Genomic DNA, 26,994 nt, shown 5'->3' on the forward strand with positions numbered 1-26,994 from the left:
GGACAGGTCAATGGAGCAGCGCGCGGTGCGCAGCTGCTCCGCTGCGGCGTTAATGATCGGTCGAAGGACCAGATGCACCTGCCACGCTGGGCATCTTGCGATAGATCGTATTGCGCGATATCCCGAGCGAGCGGGCTGCGGCCGACACGTTGCCGCCATGGCGCGCAATAGCGGCGGCGATCGCACAGGCCTCGACGTCTTGCAGCCGTGCGTGCAGCGGCAATGGGGCGAGGCCGCCGAAAGAGACGGCATCCGGGCCGACAGCCACGGCACGCGCATCGCCTCGTGCCGGACGCAGGTCTTCGAAGAAATCGTCCGGCAGATGCTCGCGCCGGATCACGCCGTCATCTTCTACCATCGCGGCTGCCGTGCGCAGCAGATTGCCCAGTTGCCGGAAGTTGCCGGGCCACGTGCATTGCTCGAACAGCTTCATCACATCACTGTCCACACTCAGCGGCGGTGCGCTGGCGGCGCCGTGCCCCGACTCCAGTTGCAGCATGCGTTGCACGACCGTTGCGAGGTCGGTGCGCTCACGCAGCGGCGGCAATTTGACGACCAGTCCATTGAGCCGGTAGTACAGGTCTTCACGGAAGCGGTTTTGCGCGATCATTTCCCGCAAGTCGCGATGGGTGGCGCAAACGATTGCGATATCGACCAGGATCGAGCGGCTCGATCCGAGGGGGTTGACGACGCGCTCTTGCAAGACACGCAATAACCGGACTTGCAATGGATACGGCATGTCGCCGATCTCGTCGAGAAATAACGTGCCGCCGTTGGCCTGCAGCAGCTTGCCGATCGAGCCCTTGCGCCGGGCGCCAGTGAACGCGCCTTCCTCGTAGCCGAACAATTCCGACTCGATCAGTGTCTCCGGAATCGACGCACAGTTCACGGCAATAAACGGCCCATCACGGCGCGGCGAATCGTTGTGAATGGCTTGCGCGAGTAACTCCTTGCCGGTCCCCGTCTCGCCGTTGATCAAGACTGGGATGTCCTTGCCGAGTACCTTGCGGACCTTGGCGATCACCGACGCGACTTGCGGATCGCCGGTGTCGAGATGGCTTAGCCGCGATTGCGACGCCGGCGCCGGCGGGGCCAGGCGGACCGTGCTCCGCGCCGTGGCGCGCAACTCGGCGCCGGCCTCGTGCGGCGACGCGGTCGGCGTGACTGGCGCGCGTTTGAACTCGACGCGCGCGCACACCACCGCGCCGTTGTGCAGATTCATTGACACCGGCTGTCCATGGCAATGGCGTACCGTGTCCATCAGTTGCGCGCTGCTCACGCCGAACAGCGAGGACAATGTGTGTGCACGCAGCGCACTGAGCGGCAGGTTCAGCTGAAACTGCGCGCTGCGGTTCGCGGACAGAAAGCGGCCATCGCTGGTGAACGCGGCGATGCCTTCCATCAGCGTGCCGAGGAACTCCTTGCGCGCATGGAAGGCGACCTGCAGCGTCTCGCGGAAGGTGCTGGTGAACAACTGGTTTTCGATCATTTGCACCGACATCCTGGCTAGCGCCATCGTGTGCTGATGGTAGCTGCGATAGTCGCCGGTCACATCCAGCACGCCGATCAGATCGCCGTATGGGTCGAGGATCGGCACGCTGGAGCAGGTCAGGAACCGATTGGCTGCCAGGTAGTGCTGCTTGCCATGCACGACGATCGGACAGCGCTCGGCGATCGCGGTGCCGATCGCATTGGTGCCCTGTCGGTCCTCGGCCCAATTTGCGCCAGGGCGCAGCGCGACTTTTTCGGCGCGCGCCAGGAAGTCGTCGTCGCCGATTGAGTGCAGGATTAGCCCGTGCGCGTCCGTCAGCACAATCATGCTTTGCGTGTTGACGATTTGTTCATGCAACGTTTCCATCACCGGCATCGCGTGTGCGCACAGCATCCGGTTCTGTTCGCGCTTCAAGTTAAGTTCGGGGCTGCTCAGCACGTCGTAGTCCGGGCGCGCCAGTTCGCGCAATCCATAGGTTTCGGAGCGCTCGTGCGATTTCTGGATCGATGGGGTGAGCCAGCCGAACTCGCTCGATTGCGAGGCGGTAGCGGCATAACGGGCATCCTCTGCCATGATCTCCTCCATGTGCGATTCTGGTTATATCGCCGGAACGCCGGGCCGGGGAATTTTGCAATTCCATGCCGAAAATTCGACTCGACATGGACCGCCGGATCACGTTCATCGTGGGCCCGGCAATGCGAAGTGTAAACAGTACCCTGGAAGTGGGGGCTGCGCCAGTGGCATGGGATTCGGTAAGACCATGATGTGTCCGTGCGTGTCGTGCGAGCCGTGTTTGACGCAATTAGCGCTCAGTTGGCGCGCACGAGCGCGTCTACCAGTTCATGGCAGACGTAGTCGAGCTATTTCCCCGCCTCTCCTTCCCGAGCCGGACGCGGCGCTTGACACTCAGCTCGAACGAGCCGCCCTTCTATATGCTGGACGTCGATTGCGGATCGTTACTGACTAACGGATGAGACATAGTGATATTCAATTTCGGCTACGTGGTCGAGTTGGCGCTGATATCGGTCATGGTCTCCACCACTCAACTGACCACGGCGGTGGCTTCGTGTGCCACTATGGCTTCTTTCTTGCGCGCCTGGATGGTAGAATGCACTCCGCCCTTTCCCGGGGTGATGAAATTGGTAAACATAGCGGACTTAACAATTTGAGTGCACGGCTGGAAACGGTCGATGTAGAACCCTTCAAATTCGGCGAACCCCCTGGCGCATGAGCCGAGGCAACGCCGAGCCAAGCCCGTGGGGCCCGCTGGGGCCTTGCAGGAAGGTGTAGAGACTAGACGGAGGGCGCCTAATGCGCGATACCGCGGTAATATGAGCGGCACCGCGCGATGGCGAAGGCATAGTCCAGCGCACGAACGTCGGCCATCGCGAGGCCGGCGGCGCCGAAAGGCGTAGTGTGAAGAAAATCCGCCGCTTCACGGCTTGCCGGTTCGAGTCCGGTCCCCGGGACCAACGCAAAAATCAAGAACTACACACGGTCGCAGACATGATGACTAGATACGCGTAAAGGTATTGCCGAATAAGAGCGATCCCCCTGCAGAAAAGCTGCGCTTCGAGGCGTTCGCACGCGACTTTCCTCAGCTTGCGGCTATGAAACTTGCCGACTTCAGGACATCGCAGCTTCTCGAGTGGCGAGATGCGAGACTGAGGCACGTTGCGGCGTCTTCGGCGATTAGGGCGTACAAAAGCCGCAGCTTGCTGAGCATCATGCGCACGTTGTGCGCCAGCGCCGCCCAGCACTGCATGGATGGCATCTCCCAGCGCCCCTTTGTACCAGTTGCGCGATCGAGTTTACCGTTTGCTTTCATATGGCCAATGACCGGCCCGATTGCACTGCGTCGCCGGATCATTGCCCGCAAGCCGCGGATGATGCCACGACGCAAACCCGGGTGATAGATTTTCACACCATCGATGGCTAAACTCTTGTAGCCGCGATCTGCGGTTGGACCTCGCTCAAGATTGACGCCTGTTGCAGCGCTTGGGCCAGCGTATGACCGCCATAAGGTGTTCGATTCACGGACATCGTTTCACTTTTTAGAGGGCCGTTTTCGTGGCGTGTTGGAACTTGCATCGCCTATCGGAGCCACGAGTTCCAACACGCGCCGGTGATGTATAGCAAGGGCCTTGTCGATTCGCCATTCGCGGTGTTGGAGGCGCTCTTTCAGTTCATCGTAGGCACCAACTACCTCTTGCGCGAGAGGTGTCAGTTCGCCCAGTTCTGCGATGCGATCGACGGGCGTCTTGCCACCGAGTGATCCGTGCGGGCGGCGCCAGTTATAGTCGAACTGCCACTGTTCAATTTGCTCCTCGATCCCGCCTTCGGTCAGGCCATGACGTGACCAGCATTTGTTCAAGTCAGTGAGTTGCGAACGCTCGACCTTGCCATTGAGGTGTGGCGAGCGTGGTGGGATTGGTCGGAATTTGATGCACTCGCTCATCAGGCACCGCTGCACTGACTCGCTGCCCCGATCTGTCTGGATGCGTTGAATCGGAAACGGCGTTTCCTCGATGACGCGATCAAGAAAAAGCAACGTATTACGTGCATTTCTACGCGAATAGACGGCTAGTACGGGCAAGCGAGAACAATCGTCGCCGGCGGTGTACTGATGACGCCCCGCGCAATCTTCATCGTGTCCATCTGGACGCAATCGCCCGGCACCGGACGGCTATAACGTTTGGGCTGCGCTGCTCGCCCGGGTCGAATCAATGGCTTCACACGCGCCTGGCACAAGATCTTGTGAATGGTTGCGAGCGATAGTTCTCTTTGCTCGTGCAATCGCAACTCATTCTGGATCCGCCGCGCGCCTTTGTGCTCGGCACGCAGTCGGAGGATCGCTGCTCGATCGCTCTCAGAGACCTTCTGGTTTGGACTTCGGTGTGGACGGCGGCTTTGGGATGGCAGACCTGCTTCGCCGGCTTCCTGATAGAGACGTAGCCATTTGCGAAGTGTCGGTCGGAAGATGCCACACCGAGCACACACGGGGCGGACGTTGCCGGCCTCATGATACATGTACACCCAACGTAATCGCGTGGCGATCTCTCGATCCATTGCCTCATTTTAGTTGAAACGATGTCCATGAATCGCGCAAATTACCTTTTGCCCGCAGAATTTGCAGCGAAACGTCGGACAATAACGGATGCTCCTGCCGCTTTCCAGGAGCTGGCTTAAAAGGACTTTGCTAGAAGCCGGCTGGTACTAACGAAGAGGGGCGGGTCAGCGTACAGCGCCTGTTCAAGTGCATCCAGAACGAATTCCGTGGTCATCGACGAACTGACGCGCTAGCGTAAGTCAGTATGACTTTCCCTGAAGCAGTTGCATGCAGTGTTGCCGCATAGTGCGTTCGGCAAAGCGCTGCACTACCTGCAGGGCCAAAGGCCAAAACTAATCCGCTTCATCGAAAACGGCGCCCGGCCTATCTCGAGCAACCCTTGCGAGAACGCGAGCAGGCCATTTACCGTCGGCCGAAAAAACTGGTTCTTCTACGACACGGTCGCTGGAGTGAATGCCGCAGCCAACCTGTACTCATTGATCGAAACGTGTAAGGCAAATAGCGTCGAACCATACGGTTATCTCGTCTCGCTGTTCAAGGCATTGCCACTCGCAAACATTGCCGACGATTACGAGGCGCTGATGCCGTGGCGGCTCGCCACTTCAACAGACTGACGTACAACCGGCCGCGTCGCGCAAGCCACGTGGTTTATTGCGCGCTTACGCCCAAATATGGGCGCCAACGTCGCTTCGATGGACCCCTACGGCATGCTTGTAGCCAACACCGTCAGTGGGTGACGAAGCTCGATCATCGTGTCCAGACGGCTGCGGAAAGGTCGGGTATGCTCATCCGCGTGGCTCGCAAACTCCCAGGAAACCAACCAGATCAATAGCGATTCTGGGAGTTCCCTCAATCATGATCGCCCTCCAGCGTCTTGCTGCGCTTGCCTCAGCTAACTTATGCAGGGCCGACTCTTTAGTGACGGTAATAAAAGAGATATTCGCCGGTTGCTTACCTCTGACTCAAGGTGGTAATAGTGTCTAGCAAGGCCTGAACATCTTTTTCTGCTATTCGAGAGTCGTCAATGTAAGGAGCATGGGATGCCAGTGAAGGTGCCATTTCAAGGGTTCGTCTACACTGTGATGATAGTGTTTTGTCAGTTAAAATTGCCGAACAAGCTGAGCGCAAATCATTTTGTAGATTGCTGAACGAGCGTTCGGATTTTCTGAAGGCATTGTGTTGACTATAGGCGCTATTTATATATTCATCTAGCGCTGTTAATGCAAAAATAGATGCCGCCCATTTCTTTTTGTTTTTTAATAAAATTTTTGAAAATTTGCAAAAATCAAGGTTATTTTTTTTTGAGTGTTTTTTCTTTAAAAGATGAAAATTTATCTTCTTTGTATAAGTTATTGAGTGTTAGCATGGAATTTGGGCATTCCAAAAATTGTGATATTTCTTGCGGCCACCAGAAACTTACTGATATCGAAGTTCCAATTGCATTGACATGATGCCACCAGTAAGCCGGTAAAAATAATAATTCTCCGAAGTTCAATGTAAATTTGTAGGCTCGAGCTTTGCTGAAATTTGGATACTGTAATAAATTTGGATTACTTGCGTCGACGTGCGAAATGTGCGAAAAAGCTAGATCATGGTGATAAGGGTATAGGTTGCATGTATCATGAGGCGAAAATATAGTGAATTTTTTGTTGCCATTAAGTTGAGCGAAAAAATTGTTTGCCATGTCGAAGTGTAATGGCGTGATAGTATTTTTTCCAAACCAAAGATTGATTATTGGATTGTGTGGGATGATCAACTTTGGTATTATGATATTATTCATAATCTCCGGAAATTCCTCTGGTATGGATTTTTGCATTATGTATAGACATTGATTTTCGTCGCCCTCAATTATTTTTCTGCCGGCATCCCCAAAGGTCATTATTTTTTTATCATATTTTGTGGAATTTTTAAATTCATGTGCTGGGGTATAATCAAATTTTCCATTTTTTGAAATATTGACAGCCAACACCTTATCCTTCAGCGTCGAAATTAAGTATTGTGGAGACCATAGTTTTTCAATGTGCCACTCGGTAAGTGCGTTTGTTATTATGGCTGGTTGATTTTTTTCAAAAAAATCAGTCATGAATTTGTTGAAATTAACTCGGGGGATCATATTGCTCACCTCCATGTATATAGAATAATTCAACTTGCTGTTAATTCAAAGTTACGAAAAATTTGGTAACTTTTTATTTGTAATAGATGCCAGATGCCAGATGCCAGATGCCAGATGCCAGATGCAGATGCCAGATGCCAGATGCCAGATGCCAGATGCCAGATGCCAGATGCCAGATGCCAGATGCCAGATGCCAGATGCCAGATGCCAGATGCCAGATGCCAGATGCCAGATCTTAAGCCATCGCCAGACAATTTTTTCATCCGGCAGCTTGGGTACGTGCTGTATGTACAGTAATTCAGCCGCTGAGACAGCTCCGGCTGCCCTTTGTGCATTAATAATGCTAATGTTCATTGCGACGTTCAATCAATTTAATTGATGAAATTGACTAGGAGAATAATTAAATTTAATCCGCTTGTGATGTGGCTGGCGAAATACATCTCTTTCTGCTATTGACTTCTTCGGATCCATGCGTACCTCCTAATAATCTGTAGACTTCAAATGTAAATCATCAGGAAACGACATCGGAATTTGATAATTTATCTAACTTTTGCGACAAAATTTGGCCTATCTCAGCGGTTGGTGTTGGATGGCTCATATCAGAGTGTTTGCAATGAATATCATAAGTTTCAATATTTCCCAACACGTAAGGCTGCCATACGTCAGAAGAGATAAGTGGAACAGCTTCACTTTCTACTATCGTGGCACGAAAGAATAGCATGTCACCACAATAGACTGAAGGGGAAAAGTTTTTAATGATTTTGTTGTTGTTTTTTACAACATTTTGGATTTTTTTCCACAAATATTCTTCGACTTCAGGAAGATTATTATCTCCATACAGAGTAATGTAATTAATATAGAGGTCTCTATTTGGCACGTCATTTTGTTGAGCATGATTAGTATGGTCTGGATAACTATCTAGCAAAACTAGTAATGCGATTTTTTCGCCTTGTTGCTCGAGTTGTGTTGCCATGTTGTGCACGACATTGCCACCAAAGGACCATCCCAGCAGATGATAAGGCCCGCTGGGTTGGATGCGTTGAATCTGCTTTATATAGTCTGACGCCATTGCCTCGATGCTTGCCGCTGTTGGTTGCAAGTCGTTGAGTCCCCTGGCTTGAAGTCCGTAAACAGGCTGGTCAGTATTTAAGTGGTTGACCAGGCTTCTATAATGCCAGCTTAAACCTCCGACGGGATGGATGCAAAAAAGAGGTGGCCGATTACCTGTTGATTTAATAGGGAGCAAAACATCAAATGAATCGTCTTCGGTGCCATCTAGCTGAAGTGAACGATGAACTAATCCCGCGACAGTGGGTGCTTCCAACAGCGCGCGAATGTTAAGTTCAATGCCTAATATTGCCCGAATACGGCTGATCAACCGCACCGCGAGGAGCGAATGGCCGCCGAGCGCGAAGAAGCTATCATGCCGGCCCACGCGCTCGACGCCAAGTAGCTCAGCCCAGATTGCTGCCAGTGTCGTCTCAAGCTCGCCTTGCGGCGCTTCATAGGCTTGGTGCACGAGCGCGTCGTCATCCGGCACGGGCAGCGAACGGCGATCGAGCTTACCGTTCGGGGTCAGCGGAAACGCGTCCAGTCGCACGAACGCGCTTGGCACCATATACTCGGGCAGGTGGGCCGCAGCATGCGCGCGCAGCGTACTGGCTAGCGAGTCATCAGGATCGGCTATCGTATATGCGATGAGCCGCGTGTTGTGGTCTTCACCGCGCGCAAGCACTACTGTGTCACGCACTTGTGGGTGTGCGAGCAGGCATGCTTCGATCTCGCCCGGCTCGATGCGAAAGCCGCGGATTTTTACTTGGTAATCATTGCGACCGAGAAATTCCAAATTACCATCAGGTAAGTAGCGAGCCAAATCGCCGGTTTTGTACATCCGCGCATCGGGTACATCCGAGAACGGATCGGGAACGAAGCGCTCAGCCGTGAGCTCGGGGCGGTTTAGATAGCCACGTGCGACACCGTCTCCACCGATGTGCAATTCTCCAGCCGCGCCCAGCGGCACTGGCTGACCGTAAGCATCCAGCAAATAAACCCGGGTGTTTGCAATCGGTCGGCCTATCGGAACACTTTCTCCCGTGTATTTTATGGGACAAGTCCAAGCCGTTACATCAATTGCCGCTTCAGTTGGACCATACAGGTTATACAATTGCGCATGAGGCAGCAGTGTCTGGCAAAGCCGGACACTTGCGGCCGGCAGGGCCTCGCCACTGCAGATAAGCCGCTTTACAGACGTACAGCGCCGAACGCATGCACTATGCAGGAAAGTACTGAGCATGGACGGCACGAAATGAGCAGTAGTAATATATTGTTGCCTTATTATGTCCGACAGAGCAGAGGGATCTTTGTGGGTATCAGGCGCTGCCATGACAAGGGTGGCCCCGTTAAGCAACGTCCAAAAAAATTCCCAAACGGAAACGTCAAAGCTAAAAGATGTCTTCTGGAGAACTCGGTCATCAGGTGTTAGACCATAAGCTTGTTGCATCCAGGTTAGACGGTTAATGAGCGCCCGGTGCTCATTTTGGACGCCCTTTGGAGTGCCGGTTGAGCCAGACGTGTAGATCACGTATGCGAGATGACGGGCGGTGAGGCTCGGCACCTGGGGATTGGCGTCCGCACGCGGCGGGAGCACATTCGGGTCCAGCACGGTGCAGCAGGCGAGCGCGGCTTGACCCAATGCGGCGTGACCGGTCTCATCCGCCAACACGATTGCCGGTGCCGCATCGGCGAGAATGTAGGCCAGACGCTCGCACGGATAGGCTGGGTCAAGCGGCACATAGGCACCGCCGGCCTTCAGGATCGCCAGCAGGCCTACCACCATCGCGGGGCTACGTGCCACACAGATCGCTACGCGAGCATCGGGCACAACGCCCAGTTGAATCAGTTGATGGGCGAGGCGGTTGGCCCGAGCATTGAGCTGGGCATAGCTGAGTGTTTGGTCCTCATGCACCAGTGCGATAGCATCCGGTGTGCGTGCAACTTGTGCCTCGAACAACTGGTGAATGCACTGGTGTTGCGGGTAAGGCGCTTCTGTCGCATTCCAGGTTTGAAGCAACAATTCACGTTCAGCGGGCGCGAGAATATCGACGCTCACAATCGGTTGCCTCGTGTCAGTTACCATCGCACGCAACATTACTTGCAAGTAACCGACATGCCGCTCAATGGTTAGAGGATCAAACAATGCAGTGGCATAACTTAGGTTGCCGATAATTTCATCGTCTTCCTCCTGGAGATTGAGTTCAAGGTCAAACTTGACAACATCGTAACGTGGCGTAACGGGTACTACGTTAATGTTTGGCAAGTGCCACTCGCTCAACTCTTTATTCTGCCAAGAGAACACGACTTGAAACAACGGTGTATGGTTTAACCGGCGCGGCGGCTGTACGATCTCGACGACTTTCTCGAACGGTAACTCCTGGTGTGCTTGAGCGGCCAATGTGCTGCGCTGTACGCGCTGCAGCAGTTGCGCTATATCTGGCTCGTCAGACAAATCAATGCGTAACGCGAGCATGTTCACAAAGAAGCCGATCAATGGCTCGATTGCTTGATGGTTGCGATTAGCGCTTGGCGTGCCGATAACCAAATCGTGTTGACCCGACAGGCGTGAGAGCACCGCACTCCACGCGGCAAGCACGGTCATAAACAGTGTCGTGTCATGCTCGCGGCTCAGGCGCTTGAGCGCACGCGTGGTTGGTGCATCAATGCGCACCGGCACGTGTGCGCCGGCAAACGATTGTTGTGCTGGACGAGGCCGATCGGTTGGCAGTTCAAGCAGCACCGGTGCCTCGGCAAGCGTCGTGCGCCAGTAGTCGCTCTGGTGCTGGAGTCGCTCGCCCGATAGCCATTGTCGCTGCCAGGCCGCATAGTCTGGATACTGGATCGCGAGCGGCGGTAGCGGATTGGGCTGTCCCGCACACGCTGTGGCGTACAGTGTACTCAGTTCTCGCACCAGCACGCCCAATGACCAGCCATCCGACACGATATGGTGCTGCGTAAGCAGAAACCGATATTCATCGTCGGCGAGCTGGATCATCCGTGCACGAACTAGTGGCCCCTGTGTCAGATCGAACGACGCGTGCACTTCGTCGCTACTTAACTGTGCTAGTTGTGCGTCGGCGTTCGGTATTCCGCGCAGATCATGCCAGCATAGCGGCACGCCCTTATCAGCCGGCAGTAGCTGCACCTGCGGCTGGCCGTCCACGGCGACAAATGTCGAGCGCAGCGCTTCATGGCGCGCGAACAGCGCATTCAGCGCTTGTTGCCATGCCACCTTATCCAGGCACCCGCGTAGGCTCAGCGCCATCGGAATATGATAGGTGTCGCTTACGTCTTCGAGTTGCGCAAGGAACCACAGCCGTTGCTGCGCGAACGACAGCGGCAAGTGATTGCCATGGGGCACGGGTGTGATTGCGGGTAGTGCGGGTTGCTCTTGGTTGAACGGCTTACGAATTGCCGCGGTGAACGCGGCAAGCGTTGGTGACGCAAACAGCGTGGCCAGTGGCACATTTGCGCCGAGTGTGGTCACCCGGTTTATCAACCGCACCGCGAGGAGCGAGTGGCCGCCGAGCGCGAAGAAGCTGTCATGCCGGCCCACGCGCTCGACGCCAAGTAGCTCAGCCCAGATTGCTGCCAGTGTCGTTTCAAGCTCGCCTTGCGGCGCTTCATACGCTTGGTGCACGAGCGCGTCGTCATCCGGCGCGGGCAGCGCACGTCGATCGAGCTTGCCATTAGGCGTCAATGGCAGCGCATCCAACCGCACAAACGCGGCCGGCACCATGTAATCAGGCAGCTGTGTCGCGACATAGTGGCGAACGTCTGCAAAGGGATCAAAACTGGCCGGTTGATTCGCGTAGCTGAACGGTGACGCTTGAGCATCATCCGAAGGCCGAATGTACACATCGGTGGGCATCGCTTGGGCCATCTCGCTGGCTTGCACGAACACGACGTCCATGCAAGCAAGGGCATCATATTCTGACCAAGTGATGCCAACCCAGTATCCGAGTGATCCTCCTAGAGCGGAAAATGCCTCAGGCTCCAATCCGATCGTTTGCGCGTCGCCGGTCATGAGCTGACGCTGAATTAGACCGATATCATCGCTATGCTCAAGCGCCTGCATCGCCTCTATCTCCAGCGCTAGCCGGGCATTTGGCACACCCGTGATGCGCAGCTGGGCGGGACGCTCCGTCGCAAGCAATGTCTGTAGCGCCTCGATCTCGACTATCCCGCGTCCCCAACGCAACTGCGGCGCATGAGCAAGCGACAATGTGTTGACGGGCCCTTTGCGCAACACCACGTCGTAGCGATAGCGGCTCAATTCATTATCGTAATCACGGCGCTTAAGCTCGATATCGACCGCCGCAATCGTGTCGATGCTGTCCGGCAGTGCGCTGAAGAAAGCGGGCGCTAGCAGCAGCTCTTTTTCGGCAAGCAGCGCTTGCTGGATACGCCGCTCGACGCTCGACCTGTCGTCGGTGGCCGAATCGGCTTGGTGCAACTGCACCGCGGTAGTAAAACAGTTCAGCAGGTTAAGGTTGCGCACGTCACCGATGAAAACACGCCCACCGGGCACCAGCAGATCCATCGCTTGGCGGACCACCTCCATTAAATAGCTGGCACTGGGGAAATATTGCACCACCGAGTTGATCACGATGGTATCGAAATACCCTGACGGTAAGCCCTCGGTGATATGCGCAGCCTGTGTGCGCAATTGGACATGGGAGGCCAGTTCCGGCTGCTGCGCCAACTGAGCGCGTAATGTCTCAATGGAAGGCGCGGAAAAGTCCGTGCCCCAATACGCGTCACAATGCGGCGCCAGGTGTGCAAGCAGCAGTCCCGTGCCTACGCCAATCTCCAGCACTCGCTGCGGTTGCAGCGCACGAATACGCTCAACCGCATCGGCGCGCCACGCTTGCATAGCCGACAACGGAATCGGCTGGCCATCGTAGCTGCTCTTCCAAATGTTGAAGTTTTCACCAAATGGATAGTCTGCGTCGTCTTGATAGTACGTATCGTAGACCTTCTGCCATTCTTCGACTTGGTTTGCCTCCGTCGTGAGATCTCGCTCGACAGGGGCTTCATCGAGTACGATGTAACTTACCAGCTGCGTATCGCCCGCCCGCTCCTCTCGAGCGATCACCGCAGCTTGCGCCACGCCCGGGTGACGCTGCAGCACCGCTTCAATCTCGCCCGGCTCAACCCTAAAGCCTCGAATCTTGACTTGCTGGTCCGCCCGGCCGATAAACTCCAGCGCGCCATCCGAGCGCCAATACGCCAGATCGCCCGTCCGGTACAGCCGCGCACCGCTCGTATCAAATGGGTGAGCAATGAAGCGCTCGGCGGTCAGCCCCGGTCGATTGAAGTAGCCCCTGGCTACGCCCTCACCAGCTATATACAATTCCCCCACGACACCCACCGGCGCCGGACGCAAGCACGCGTCCAACACGTAGGCCGTGGCGTTATCCAGCGGCGTGCCGATCGGCATCGACGCTTGCGCTTGATACGGTGCCTCGATCAAATGGCACGTGGCAATGGTCGTCTCGGTCGGTCCATACCCGTTGATAAAGCGCAGGGTTGGACAGTGCTCAAGCACGCGCTGCGCCGCCGCGGCGGAGACAATATCGCCGCCCACCGTTAGCTGACGCACGCTGCGCAAATAGCTCAAGTCACCTTCGGCCATCACTTGAAACAGCCCGGCGCTCAACCATAGCGCGCTCACCTGATGCGCTCGGATGGTCTCTTGCAGCACATGCACGTCCAACTCACCCGGCGGCACAATGACGGCCTGACCACCACAGAGCAGCGGCGTCCACAGCTCATACGTGGACACGTCAAAGGCGTGCGACGAATGCAGCAGCACGCGATCGCGCACGGCGGACAAGCGCCGGTCTAAGGCCATATAGCGCACCGTGCGATGCACAATGCCCGCCCCTTTGGGTTGACCAGTCGAACCCGACGTGTACATCAAATACGCCAGTTGCTCGGGTGAGCACGCCACCGTAGGGTTATCGCTTGGCTCCTGAGCGAGTGACGCATCAGCATCAACGGCAATGACATGCGCACTGAACGCATCGCAGCGCGCTTGCAATGGGCGATCCGTCAGCACGATGGGCGCGCGTGTTTCACCCAATAACGTGTGCAGCCGGCTATCAGGCCATTGCTCGTTCAGCGGCATATAGACGCCGCCGGCTTTAAGGATGGCCAGCGCTGTCACCACGCGCTCGGGCGAGCGTTGCATTAGCACGGCCACTGGCGTCTCCGCCACCACCCCCAACCGGATCAGCCGGTGGGCTAAACGATTTGCCTGGGCATTGAGTGCCGTGTAACTAATTCGCTGTTCTTTAAAGGTAAGTGCAATGACTTCAGGTGTTGTAGCTACCTGCTCTTCGAACAACTGGTGCACGCACCGATGCGACGGATAATCACGCTGCGTCGCGTTCCACGTCTGAAGCAGTAAAGTCCGCTCTTTGTCGGGCAACACCTCCAGCTGTCGCACTGACCGCTCTGGCCTCACCTCGAGCGCTTCAGCCAGGCTTTCCAGTGCCTGCTGCATATACCCGCACACTCGATCAGGGTCCAGCGTCTGCATCACCTGCGCGATCAGCCCCAGTTCTTGTCTGAAGTCCTCTATCGACAGCATCAGCGGGTAATTGGTACGCTCTTCTGCCTGCAGCAATTTAATACCGGATAGCATACTATGCTCGCCCGGCGGCATCGCATTGTGCCGGTAGTTCAATATCGTGCTAAAGAGCGGCGTGCCAGCGGGCACGCTGCTACAGCGCTGCGCCAACGCCAACGATGCATGCTCGTGCTCGAGCAGCGCAGCGAGCCGCGCATGCGTGGCCCGAACGCTGTCCTCAACGCTGCCGTCCAGGTTCACCCGCAACGGTAGCGTGTTGATATACAGTCCCATCGCGCTTGCCGCGCCATCTCCCGCATGCATCCGTCCAAATAGCACCGTGCCGAACACCACGCGTTGTTGACCACTGGCACGTGCGAGCACCTGCGCCCACGCCAAGTGACATAGGCTGGCCAGGCTCACACCAAGCCGCTTGGCATGCGCGCGCAGCCGATTATTCAACGCCTGTGGCAGCATCCGGTGTGCTTCGCGCATGTGCGCGCCGTCGCGATGCACCTCCGTCAGGCCAAACGGCAGCGTTGGCTCATCGACGTCAGCGAGCTGATCGATGAAGAAACGCTCATGCTCGGCTTGGCTGATGCCCAGGCGCGTTCGCGCGATCAAGTTGCGGAATGGCTGGGCAGGCGGCAACATGTTGCTCCAGCCTTCAAGGAAGGCTTGCATCTCGGTACGCATCACATCCAGCGTAGAGTGATCAATGATCAAATGGTGCGACAATTGCAGCAGTAACCATCGGCCATTACTATCTTGTGCAGTCACGAAGCGCAACAACGGAGCTTGGGTCAAGTCAAGGCGGTGTTGGCGAGGATCGAAGCACCGGGCCAGTTGTTCAGTAATAGGTCCATTAGCTGGGTCCAGCGTGAGCTCCGTGATCGACAGCGGTGCATGACGCCAGACAACCTGCGCCGGTGTAGACAACCCCTCCCAGACAAATGCGGTACGCAAAATGTCATGGCGATCCACAACCTGTTGCACTGCATTCAGATAGCAATCAAGCAGTGCTCGGTCCTTGAAGGCCATCTGGGCAACCAACAGATACGGATCACCGTCAGTAGCCAGCAGATGGTGGAACAGGATACCGTCCTGCAGCGGCGAGAGTGCATAGATATCTTGAATATTGGGGACGCCGCCTGGCACGTGCTCGACGATCCGATCGATATCAGATTGGTTCAGGTCAATCAGTGGCAGCAGATCTGGCGTCAGTCTCACCGCTTCTGGTGTAATGGCATTAGGCGGGACCATTTCTTCATGGCATTGATTCAGGCATTGAGCCAGCGCGCTGAGTGTAAGCGTGTCGAACAGCACACGTACCGAAACTGACAGGCCGAGGCTCCTGAGACGCTCAATCAACCGCACCGCGAGGAGCGAATGGCCGCCGAGCGCGAAGAAGCTATCATGCCGGCCCACGCGCTCGACGCCAAGTAGCTCAGCCCAGATTGCTGCCAGCGTCGTCTCAAGCTCGCCTTGCGGCGCTTCATAGGCTTGGTGCACGAGCGCGTCGTCATCCGGCGCGGGCAGCGCACGTCGATCGAGCTTACCGTTCGGGGTCAGCGGAAACGCGTCCAGTCGCACGAACGCGCTTGGCACCATATACTCGGGCAGGTGGGCCGCAGCATGCGCGCGCAGCGTACTGGCTAGCTGCTCATCCGCGTCGGCCACCAAATAGGCTACCAAGCGTTTATCATTGCCTTTACCTCGTGCCAGCACCACTGCGTCGCGCACTTGCGGGTGCTGTGCCAGACACGCCTCAATCTCACCGGGCTCAATGCGAAACCCCCGAATTTTGACCTGATGGTCGTTGCGCCCTAGGTACGCCAAATTGCCGTCGGGCAAGTAACGGGCCAAATCGCCGGTTTTGTACATCCGCGCATCGGGTACATTCGAGAACGGATCGGGCACGAAGCGCTCGGCCGTGAGCTCGGGGCGGTTTAGATAGCCACGCGCGACACCGTCTCCACCGATGTACAATTCCCCAACCGCACCCAGCGGCACCGGCTGCCCGTTCGCGTCCAGCAGATAAATCCTTGTGTTCCCAATCGGTCGGCCAATCGGGATGCTGGCATTCTCTTCCGGAACGGACGTGATCTTGTAAGTCGTCGCAAACGTGGTGCTCTCGGTTGGACCGTAACCGTTGAGCAGCTGCTCAGGAGGTGACTCGCGCATCACTTGCGCAATCAACCTCGCGTCCAACACGTCGCCTCCAACAATCAATGCTTTGAGTTGAGAGAAGGCCGTGCCCACTTGTGTGACCATCTGATTGAACAAGCCAACGGTGAGCCACAAGATGCTGATGCGCTGTTCGCGCAAAGTGTGCGCAAACGCAGCGGGCATCAGCACCGTGTCATGATCGATCACTACAACGGTGGCGCCGTTTAACAGCGGTGCCCACACTTCAAACGTGCTCGCGTCGAAAGCCGGGTTCGCTGCGAACGCCACACGATCATCGGTGCGAATGTCAACAAAGCCATTGTTGATGACCAGCCGCGCAATCGCATGATGTGGCACCATCACGCCCTTTGGGGTGCCGGTCGAGCCCGACGTATAGATCACATACGCCAGATGCCGGGCCGTTAGTCCCGCCACCGACGGATTCGTGTCCGGTAACGCCGGCAGGGTCGATGGATCGAGCACCGTACACTCGGCGAGCGCCGCCTCGCCCAACGCAGCGCGCCCGGCCGCATCCGCCAGCACAATGCTCGGTGCCGCATCGGTGAGAATGTGCGCCAAGCGCTCACCCGGATAGTTCGGATCGAGTGGCACATACGCGCCCCCGGCCTTCAAAATCGCCAGCAGCCCCACAACCAGTGCGGGACTACGCTGCACGCAGATCGCCACCCGAGTGTCCGGCCTGACGCCCCATTCGATCAACTGGTGCGCGAGGCGATTGGCTTGTGCGTTCAACTCAGCATAACTGAACGTTTGGTCTTTAAGTACCAGCGCTGTCGCCTCGGAGGTACGCTCGACCTGCGCTTCAAACAACTGGTGAATGCATAGATGTGATGGATAGGCTTGTCGCGTCGCGTTCCACATCTGAAGCAGTAAGGTCCGCTCTTCGTCAGGCAACACTTCCAGCTGCCGCACCGGTTGCCCAGGTCTCGCCTCTAGCTCCTCAGCCAGGCTCTCCAGCGCTTGCCTCATATACTCGCACACCCGCCCGGGGTCCAGAGGCTGCCCCACCTGCGCAGTCAGTTCCAGCGCCTGTCCGAAGTCCTCTACCGACAGCGTCAACGGGTAATTGGTGCACTCTTGCGCATTTAGCAACTCGATGCCCGGCAGCAAGTGACGCTCGCCCGGCGGCATCGCATTGTGCCGGTAGTTCAGCAGTGCACTAAACAGCGGCGTACCCGCCGGCAGCGCGCTGCAGCGTTGCGCCAGAGCCAACGATGCATGCTCATGCTCGAGCAGCGCAGCGAGCCGCGCATGCGTGGCTCGAACGCTGTTCTCAACGTTGCCGTCCAGGTCCACCCGCAACGGTAGCGTGTTGATATACAGTCCCATCGCGCTTGCCGCGCCATCTCCCGCATGCATCCGTCCAAACAGCACTGTGCCGAACACGATCTGCTCATTGCCGTGCGCGCGAGCGAGCACCTGCGCCCACGCCAGATGACATAGGCTAGCTAGGCTGACGCCCATCCGTTTGGCCTGAGCACGTAGTCGATCGTTCAACGCTTGTGGCAACATTCGGTGCGATTCCGTGACCTGGTCACCGTCACGAAGCACGTCGGTGAGCCCGAACGGTAGCGTTGGCTCGTCCACGTCGGCGAGCATCTCGGTAAAGAAGCGCTTGTGCGCCTCTTGGCTCATACCTAGCCGCGCTTGCGCGATCAAGTTGCGAAACGGCTGGGCTGGTGGCAGTGTTTGACCTCGACCTTCGACAAACGCTTGCACTTCAGTGTGCATCACGTCCAGCGTAGAGTGATCACCGATCAGATGGTGCAACAATTGCAGCAGTAACCATCGGCCATTACTATCTTGTGCAGTCACGAAGCGCAACAACGGAGCTTGAGTCAAATCAAGGCGGTGTTGGCGAGGATCGAAGCACCGGGCCAGTTGTTCAGTAATAGGTCCATTAGCTGGGTCCAGCGTGAGCTCCGTGATCGACAGCGGTGCATGACGCCAGACAACCTGCGCCGGTGTAGACAACCCCTCCCAGACAAATGCGGTACGCAAAATGTCATGGCGATCCACAACCTGTTGCACTGCATTCAGATAGCAGTCAAGCAGTGCTCGGTCCTTGAATGCCATCTGGGCAATCAACAGATACGGATCACCGTCAGTAGCCAGCAGATGGTGGAACAGGATACCGTCCTGCAGCGGCGAGAGTGCATAGATATCTTGAATATTGGGGACGCCGCCTGGCACGTGCTCGACGATCCGATCGATATCAGACTGGTTCAGGTCAATCAGTGGCAGCAGATCTGGCGTCAGCGTCGTAGTATCGGGCGCAATCTGATTGAGCGGCACCGCTAATTTGTGGTATGTATCCAAGCATTGGGCCAGCGCGCCGAGTGTAGGCGAGTCGAATACTGCACGTACCGAGACCGCCAGGCCGAGGTGCCTGAGACGCTCGATCAACCGCACCGCGAGGAGCGAGTGGCCGCCGAGCGCGAAGAAGCTATCATGCCGGCCCACGCGCTCGACGCCAAGTAGCTCAGCCCAGATTGCTGCCAGCGTCGTCTCAAGCTCGCCTTGCGGCGCTTCATAGGCTTGATGCACGAGCGCGTCGTCATCCGGCGCGGGCAGCGCACGTCGATCGAGCTTACCGTTCGGGGTCAGCGGAAACGCGTCCAGTCGCACGAACGCGCTTGGCACCATATACTCGGGCAGGTGGGCCGCAGCATGCGCGCGCAGCGTACTGGCTAGCGAGTCATCAGGATCGGCTATCGTATATGCGATGAGCCGCGTGTTGTGGTCTTCACCGCGCGCAAGCACTACTGTGTCATGCACTTGTGGGTGTGCGAGCAGGCATGCTTCGATCTCGCCCGGCTCGATGCGAAAGCCGCGGATTTTTACTTGGTAATCGTTGCGCCCGAGAAATTCCAAATTACCATCAGGTAAGTAGCGAGCCAAATCGCCGGTTTTGTACATCCGCGCATCGGGTACATCCGAGAACGGATCGGGAACGAAGCGCTCAGCCGTGAGCTCGGGGCGGTTTAGATAGCCACGTGCGACACCGTCTCCACCGATGTGCAATTCTCCAGCCGCGCCCAGCGGCACCGGCTGACCGTAAGCATCCAGCAAATAAACCCGGGTGTTTGCAATCGGTCGGCCAATATGAGGGCACTTGTCCTGACCACTTAATTGCCCAGACGTTGCCACGACTGTGGCTTCGGTCGGACCATAGTTATTCACTAACTTAAGTTCATCAGGCAGTACCCGCGTCAAGTAAGGAAAACGATCACCTCCCGTGAGCAAATGACGCAAACCGGCGGGCGTTTGCTGATCAGCCAGCGCCATGGCAGCCAGGGGCGTGACCAGGAAAGTCGTTTCAAGATGTTGCTGACGCAACCATTGCAGCAGGGCCTGCGCATCCTTGCAGGCAGCACGAGGTGGGATGGACACTATGCCACCACAAACCAGGCTCGGCCAAAGCTCCCAGACACTGGCGTCAAACGCCACACCTGCGGTGGTGGCACTACAATGGCCGCTTTGCAAATCGAATGTATGCCTATGCCATACACAAAGATTGGTTAAATTGCGATGCTCGACCATCACGCCCTTTGGAGTGCCGGTTGAGCCAGACGTGTAGATCACGTATGCGAGATGACGGGCGGTGAGGCTCGGCACCTGGGGATTGGCGTCCGCACGCGGCGGGAGCACATTCGGGTCCAGCACGGTGCAGCAGGCGAGCGCGGCTTGACCCAATGCGGCGTGACCGGTCTCATCCGCCAACACGATTGCCGGTGCCGCATCGGCGAGAATGTGGGCCAGACGCTCGCACGGATAGGCTGGGTCAAGCGGCACATAGGCACCGCCGGCCTTCAGGATCGCCAGCAGGCCTACCACCATCGCGGGGCTACGTGTCACACAGATCGCTACGCGAGCATCGGGCACAACGCCCAGTTGAATCAGTTGATGGGCGAGGCGGTTGGCCCGAGCATTGAGCTGGGCATAGCTGAGTGTTTGGTCCTCATGCACCAGTGCGATAGCATCCGGTGTGCGTGCAACTTGTGCCTCGAACAACTGGTGAATGCACTGGTGTTGCGGGTAAGGCGCTTCTGTTGCATTCCAGGTTTGAAGCAACAATTCACGTTCAGCGGGCGCGAGAATATCGACGCTCACAATCGGTTGCCTCGTATCAGTTACCATCGCACGCAACATTACTTGCAAGTAACCGACATGCCGCTCAATGGTTAGAGGATCAAACAATGCAGTGGCATAACTTAGGTTGCCGATAATTTCATCGTTTTCCTCCTGGAGATTGAGTTCAAGGTCAAACTTGACAACATCGTAACGTGGCGTAACGGGTACTACGTTAATGTTTGGCAAGTGCCACTCGCTCAACTCTTTATTCTGCCAAGAGAACACGACTTGAAACAACGGTGTATGGTTTAACCGGCGCGGCGGCTGTACGATCTCGACGACTTTCTCGAACGGTAACTCCTGGTGTGCTTGAGCGGCCAATGTGCTGCGCTGTACGCGCTGCAGCAGTTGTGCTATATCTGGCTCGTCAGACAAATCAATGCGTAACGCGAGCATGTTCACAAAGAAGCCGATCAATGGCTCGATTGCTTGATGGTTGCGATTAGCGCTTGGCGTGCCGATAACCAAATCGTGTTGACCCGACAGGCGTGAGAGCACCGCACTCCACGCGGCAAGCACGGTCATAAACAGTGTCGTGTCATGCTCGCGGCTCAGGCGCTTGAGCGCACGCGTGGTTGGTGCATCAATGCGCACCGGCACGTGTGCGCCGGCAAACGATTGTTGTGCTGGGCGAGGCCGATCGGTTGGCAGTTCAAGCAGCACCGGTGCCTCGGCAAGCGTCGTGCGCCAGTAGTCGCTCTGGTGCTGGAGTCGCTCGCCCGATAGCCATTGTCGCTGCCAGGCCGCATAGTCTGGATACTGGATCGCGAGCGGCGGTAGCGGATTAGGCTGTCCCGCACACGCTGTGGCGTACAGTGTACTCAGTTCTCGCACCAGCACGCCCAATGACCAGCCATCCGACACGATATGGTGCTGCGTAAGCAGAAACCGATATTCATCGTCGGCGAGCTGGATCATCCGTGCGCGAACTAGTGGCCCCTGCGTCAGATCGAACGACGCGTGCACTTCGTCGCTACTTAACTGTGCTAGTTGCGCGTCGGCGTCCGGTATTCCGCGCAGATCATGCCAGCGTAGCGGCACGCCTTTATCAGCCGGCAGTAGTTGCACCTGCGGCTGGCCGTCCACGGCGACAAATGTCGAGCGCAGCGCTTCATGGCGCGCGAACAGCGCATTCAGCGCTTGTTGCCAAGCCACCTTATCCAGGCACCCGCGTAGGCTTAGCGCCATCGGGATATGATAGGTGTCGCTTACGTCTTCGAGTTGCGCAAGGAACCACAGCCGTTGCTGCGCGAACGACAGCGGCAAGTGATTGTCATGGGGCACGGGTGTGATTGCGGGTAGTGCGGGTTGCTCTTGGTTGAACGGCTTACGAATCGCCGCGGTGAACGCGGCAAGCGTTGGCGACGCAAACAGCGTGGCCAGTGGCACATTTGCGCCGAGTGTGGTCACCCGGTTTATCAACCGCACCGCGAGGAGCGAGTGGCCGCCGAGCGCGAAGAAGCTATCATGCCGGCCCACGCGCTCGACGCCAAGTAGCTCAGCCCAGATTGCTGCCAGCGTCGTCTCAAGCTCGCCTTGCGGCGCTTCATAGGCTTGATGCACGAGCGCGTCGTCATCCGGCGCGGGCAGCGCACGTCGATCGAGCTTACCGTTCGGGGTCAGCGGAAACGCGTCCAGTCGCACGAACGCGCTTGGCACCATATACTCGGGCAGGTGGGCCGCAGCATGCGCGCGCAGCGTACTGGCTAGCGAGTCATCAGGATCGGCTATCGTATATGCGATGAGCCGCGTGTTGTGGTCTTCACCGCGCGCAAGCACTACTGTGTCATGCACTTGTGGGTGTGCGAGCAGGCATGCTTCGATCTCGCCCGGCTCGATGCGAAAGCCGCGGATTTTTACTTGGTAATCGTTGCGCCCGAGAAATTCCAAATTACCATCAGGTAAGTAGCGAGCCAAATCGCCGGTTTTGTACATCCGCGCATCGGGTACATCCGAGAACGGATCGGGAACGAAGCGCTCAGCCGTGAGCTCGGGGCGGTTTAGATAGCCACGTGCGACACCGTCTCCACCGATGTGCAATTCTCCAGCCGCGCCCAGCGGCACCGGCTGACCGTAAGCATCCAGCAAATAAACCCGGGTGTTTGCAATCGGTCGGCCAATATGAGGGCACTTGTCCTGACCACTTAATTGCCCAGACGTTGCCACGACTGTGGCTTCGGTCGGACCATAGTTATTCACTAACTTAAGTTCATCAGGCAGTACCCGCGTCAAGTAAGGAAAACGATCACCTCCCGTGAGCAAATGACGCAAACCGGCGGGCGTTTGCTGATCAGCCAGCGCCATGGCAGCCAGGGGCGTGACCAGGAAAGTCGTTTCAAGATGTTGCTGACGCAACCATTGCAGCAGGGCCTGCGCATCCTTGCAGGCAGCACGAGGTGGGATGGACACTATGCCACCACAAACCAGGCTCGGCCAAAGCTCCCAGACACTGGCGTCAAACGCCACACCTGCGGTGGTGGCACTACAATGGCCGCTTTGCAAATCGAATGTATGCCTATGCCATACACAAAGATTGGTTAAATTGCGATGCTCGACCATCACGCCCTTTGGAGTGCCGGTTGAGCCAGACGTGTAGATCACGTATGCGAGATGACGGGCGGTGAGGCTCGGCACCTGGGGATTGGCGTCCGCACGCGGCGGGAGCACATTCGGGTCCAGCACGGTGCAGCAGGCGAGCGCGGCTTGACCCAATGCGGCGTGACCGGTCTCATCCGCCAACACGATTGCCGGTGCCGCATCGGCGAGAATGTAGGCCAGACGCTCGCACGGATAGGCTGGGTCAAGCGGCACATAGGCACCGCCGGCCTTCAGGATCGCCAGCAGGCCTACCACCATCGCGGGGCTACGTGCCACACAGATCGCTACGCGAGCATCGGGCACAACGCCCAGTTGAATCAGTTGATGGGCGAGGCGGTTGGCCCGAGCATTGAGCTGGGCATAGCTGAGTGTTTGGTCCTCATGCACCAGTGCGATAGCATCCGGTGTGCGTGCAACTTGTGCCTCGAATAACTGGTGAATGCACTGGTGTTGCGGGTAAGGCGCTTTTGTCGCGTTCCAGGTTTGAAGCAATAGTTCACGTTCGTTGTCAGGCAGTACTCCCAGCGACCAAGTCGGCCTGCTGGGCGTATGTTCAAGTGCTTTAACCAGACTGTCCAACGCCTGCTGCATGTAACCGCATAGCCGATTGGGATCTAGCGGTTGTACTACCTGAACGGTTAATCCCAATGCCTGGCCAAAGTCATCAATGGCTAGTGCCATCGGATAATTAGTGCGCTCTTGCGTGCTTAACAGTTCAATGTCAGCGTGAAGGCTGAGTTCACCCGACGGCATGGTATTGTGCCGGTAATTCAGCAGTGCACTAAATAGTGGTGCGCCTGTCGGCACGCCACTGCAGCGCTGTGCGAGCACTAGTGACGCATGCTCATGCTCGAGCAGGGCGGCTAAGCATGCGTGCGTGCTCCGCACACTGTCTTTCACGCCACCATTCAGATCCACTCGCAGCGGCAACGTATTGATAAACAGTCCCATCGCACTGTCCGAGCTGTCACCTGCTTGCATCCGCCCGAACAGCACTGTGCCGAACACGATCTGCTCATTGCCGCTCGCTCGCGCGAGCACCTGTGCCCACGCCAGATGACATAGGCTAGCTAGGCTGACGCCCATCCGTTTGGCCTGAGCACGTAGTCGATCGTTCAACGCTGGTGGCAACATTCGGTGCGATTCCGTGACCTGGTCACCGTCACGAAGCACGTCGGTGAGCCCGAACGGTAGCGTTGGCTCGTCCACGTCGGCGAGCATCTCGGTAAAGAAGCGCTTGTGCGCCTCTTGGCTCATACCTAGCCGCGCTTGCGCGATCAAGTTGCGAAACGGCTGGGCTGGTGGCAGTGTTTGACCTCGACCTTCGACAAACGCTTGCACTTCAGTGTGCATCACGTCCAGCGTAGAGTGATCACCGATCAGATGGTGCAACAATTGCAGCAGTAACCATCGGCCATTACTATCTTGTGCAGTCACGAAGCGCAACAACGGAGCTTGAGTCAAATCAAGGCGGTGTTGGCGAGGATCGAAGCACTGGGCCAGTTGTTCAGTAATAGGTCCATTAGCTGGGTCCAGCGTGAGCTCCGTGATCGACAGCGGTGCATGACGCCAGACAACCTGCGCCGGTGTAGACAACCCCTCCCAGACAAATGCGGTACGCAAAATGTCATGGCGATCCACAACCTGTTGCACTGCATTCAGATAGCAATCAAGCAGTGCTCGGTCCTTGAAGGCCATCTGGGCAACCAACAGATACGGATCACCGTCAGTAGCCAGCAGATGGTGGAATAGGATACCGTCCTGCAGCGGCGAGAGTGCATAGATATCTTGAATATTGGGGACGCCGCCCGGCACGTGCTCGACGATCCGATCGATATCAGACTGGTTCAGGTCAATCAGTGGCAGCAGATCTGGCGTCAGCGTCGTAGTATCGGGCGCAATCTGATTGAGCGGCACCGCTAATTTGTGGTATGTATCCAAGCATTGGGCCAGCGCGCCGAGTGTAGGCGAGTCGAATACTGCACGTACCGAGACCGCCAGGCCGAGGTGCCTGAGACGCTCGATCAACCGCACCGCGAGGAGCGAGTGGCCGCCGAGCGCGAAGAAGCTATCATGCCGGCCCACGCGCTCGACGCCAAGTAGCTCAGCCCAGATTGCTGCCAGCGTCGTCTCAAGCTCGCCTTGCGGCGCTTCATAGGCTTGATGCACGAGCGCGTCGTCATCCGGCGCGGGCAGCGCACGTCGATCGAGCTTACCGTTCGGGGTCAGCGGAAACGCGTCCAGTCGCACGAACGCGCTTGGCACCATATACTCGGGCAGGTGGGCCGCAGCATGCGCGCGCAGCGTACTGGCTAGCGAGTCATCAGGATCGGCTATCGTATATGCGATGAGCCGCGTGTTGTGGTCTTCACCGCGCGCAAGCACTACTGTGTCACGCACTTGTGGGTGTGCGAGCAGGCATGCTTCGATCTCGCCCGGCTCGATGCGAAAGCCGCGGATTTTTACTTGGTAATCGTTGCGACCGAGAAATTCCAAATTACCATCAGGTAAGTAGCGGGCCAAATCGCCGGTTTTGTACATCCGTGCATCGGGTACATCCGAGAACGGATCGGGAACGAAGCGCTCAGCCGTGAGCTCGGGGCGGTTTAGATAGCCACGTGCGACACCGTCTCCACCGATGTACAATTCTCCAGCCGCGCCCAGCGGCACCGGCTGACCATAAGCATCCAGCAAATAAACCCGGGTGTTTGCAATTGGGCGGCCAATAGGTGCCGTCACCCCGTTTGTGTCTCGATGCTTGGAAATGCGGTAAATGGAAGACCAAATGGTCGTCTCGGTGGGGCCGTACAGGTTCCACACCCCCCGAGTTGCAAGGCGAAGCTGTGTTGACAAACGCGAAGATAGCGCTTCGCCTCCACACAGTGCTTTCAGATCGAGTGTCGGGCCAGGTAGATCCAAAAGTGTTCGCCAAACGGACGGCACCGCTTGCATCAAACTAATTTTTTGCGCAATGATTTGATTTTGCAGCTTAACTGGATCGGCCACCTCATCGCGGCTGGCCATAACAATCATCGCACCCTGGCTCATTGGTAGGTACAGTTCTAGTCCAGCAATATCAAAAGCGATGCTGGTCACGGCGAGCAAACGGTCGTGGCTTGCTATACCGATCGATGCCGACATAGCTGTCAAGAAATTAGTCACATTGCGGTGTTCGACCATCACGCCCTTTGGAGTGCCGGTCGAGCCGGACGTGTAGATTACGTATGCAAGATGACGTGCGGTGAGGCTCGGCACCTGGGGATTGGCGTCCGCGCGCGGCGGGAGCTCATTCGGGTCCAGCACGGTGCGGCAGGCGAGCGCGGCTTGGCCTAATGCGGCGTGACCGGTCTCATCCGCTAACACGATTGTCGGCGCCGCATCGGCGAGAATGTAAACTAGGCGCTCGGACGGATAGGCTGGGTCAAGCGGCACATACGCACCGCCGGCTTTCAGGATCGCCAGCAGGCCTACCACCATCGCGGGGCTACGTGTCACACAGATCGCTACGCGAGCATCGGGTACAACGCCCAGTTGAATCAGCCGATGGGCGAGGCGGTTGGCCCGAGCATTGAGCTGGGCATAGCTGAGTGTTTGGTCCTCATGCACCAGTGCCGGTGCATCGGGCGTGCGCGCCACCTGCGCTTCGAACAGTTGGTGGATGCACAGGTACGATGGATAATCACATTGCGTTGCGTTCCAAGTGTTAATCAGTAACTCACGCTCGGCGGGCGGTAACAAGTTCAATTTCCCAGCTGGCGTTTTGGTGT

3 protein-coding genes and 4 pseudogenes are annotated in these 26,994 nt (G+C 57.1%); 1 reads left to right on the forward strand and 6 read right to left on the reverse strand.

Annotated elements, in window-relative coordinates; translation table 11 throughout:
- Positions 1-49: 49 nt before the first annotated feature.
- The 3 genes and pseudogenes from RA167_RS13020 to RA167_RS13030 form a co-directional block, all read right to left on the reverse strand.
- On the reverse strand, positions 50-2,065 hold the full coding sequence (locus tag RA167_RS13020; protein WP_076788606.1) for a sigma-54-dependent Fis family transcriptional regulator: 2,016 nt from the start codon (positions 2,063-2,065) through the stop codon (positions 50-52).
- Positions 2,066-3,089: 1,024 nt separating this feature from the next.
- Positions 3,090-3,517 (reverse strand): annotated as a pseudogene (locus RA167_RS13025) (hypothetical protein); the annotation flags it as partial.
- A 22-nt stretch (positions 3,518-3,539) separates the two neighbouring features.
- Positions 3,540-4,561 (reverse strand): annotated as a pseudogene (locus tag RA167_RS13030) (IS481 family transposase).
- Between the two features lie 249 nt (positions 4,562-4,810).
- Between RA167_RS13030 and RA167_RS13035 the strand changes: the two are divergent.
- A pseudogene (locus RA167_RS13035) lies at positions 4,811-5,176 on the forward strand (IS66 family transposase); the annotation flags it as partial.
- A gap of 677 nt (positions 5,177-5,853) precedes the next feature.
- On the opposite strand, the gene RA167_RS13040 reads toward RA167_RS13035, so the two are convergent.
- From RA167_RS13040 to RA167_RS13050, 3 genes and pseudogenes are all read right to left on the reverse strand, one after another.
- Positions 5,854-6,645, reverse strand: a complete 792-nt coding sequence (locus RA167_RS13040; protein WP_175972477.1) for a cupin-like domain-containing protein — start codon at positions 6,643-6,645, stop codon at positions 5,854-5,856.
- Between the two features lie 81 nt (positions 6,646-6,726).
- Positions 6,727-7,029, reverse strand: coding sequence for a hypothetical protein (locus tag RA167_RS13045; RefSeq protein WP_338877530.1), 303 nt, complete (start codon positions 7,027-7,029; stop codon positions 6,727-6,729).
- A 157-nt stretch (positions 7,030-7,186) separates the two neighbouring features.
- Positions 7,187-26,953, reverse strand: a pseudogene (locus RA167_RS13050) (non-ribosomal peptide synthase/polyketide synthase); the annotation flags it as partial.
- Between the last annotated feature and the right edge of the window lie 41 nt (positions 26,954-26,994).

The sequence above is a fragment of the Mycetohabitans endofungorum genome (assembly GCF_037477895.1).
GTDB lineage: Bacteria > Pseudomonadota > Gammaproteobacteria > Burkholderiales > Burkholderiaceae > Mycetohabitans.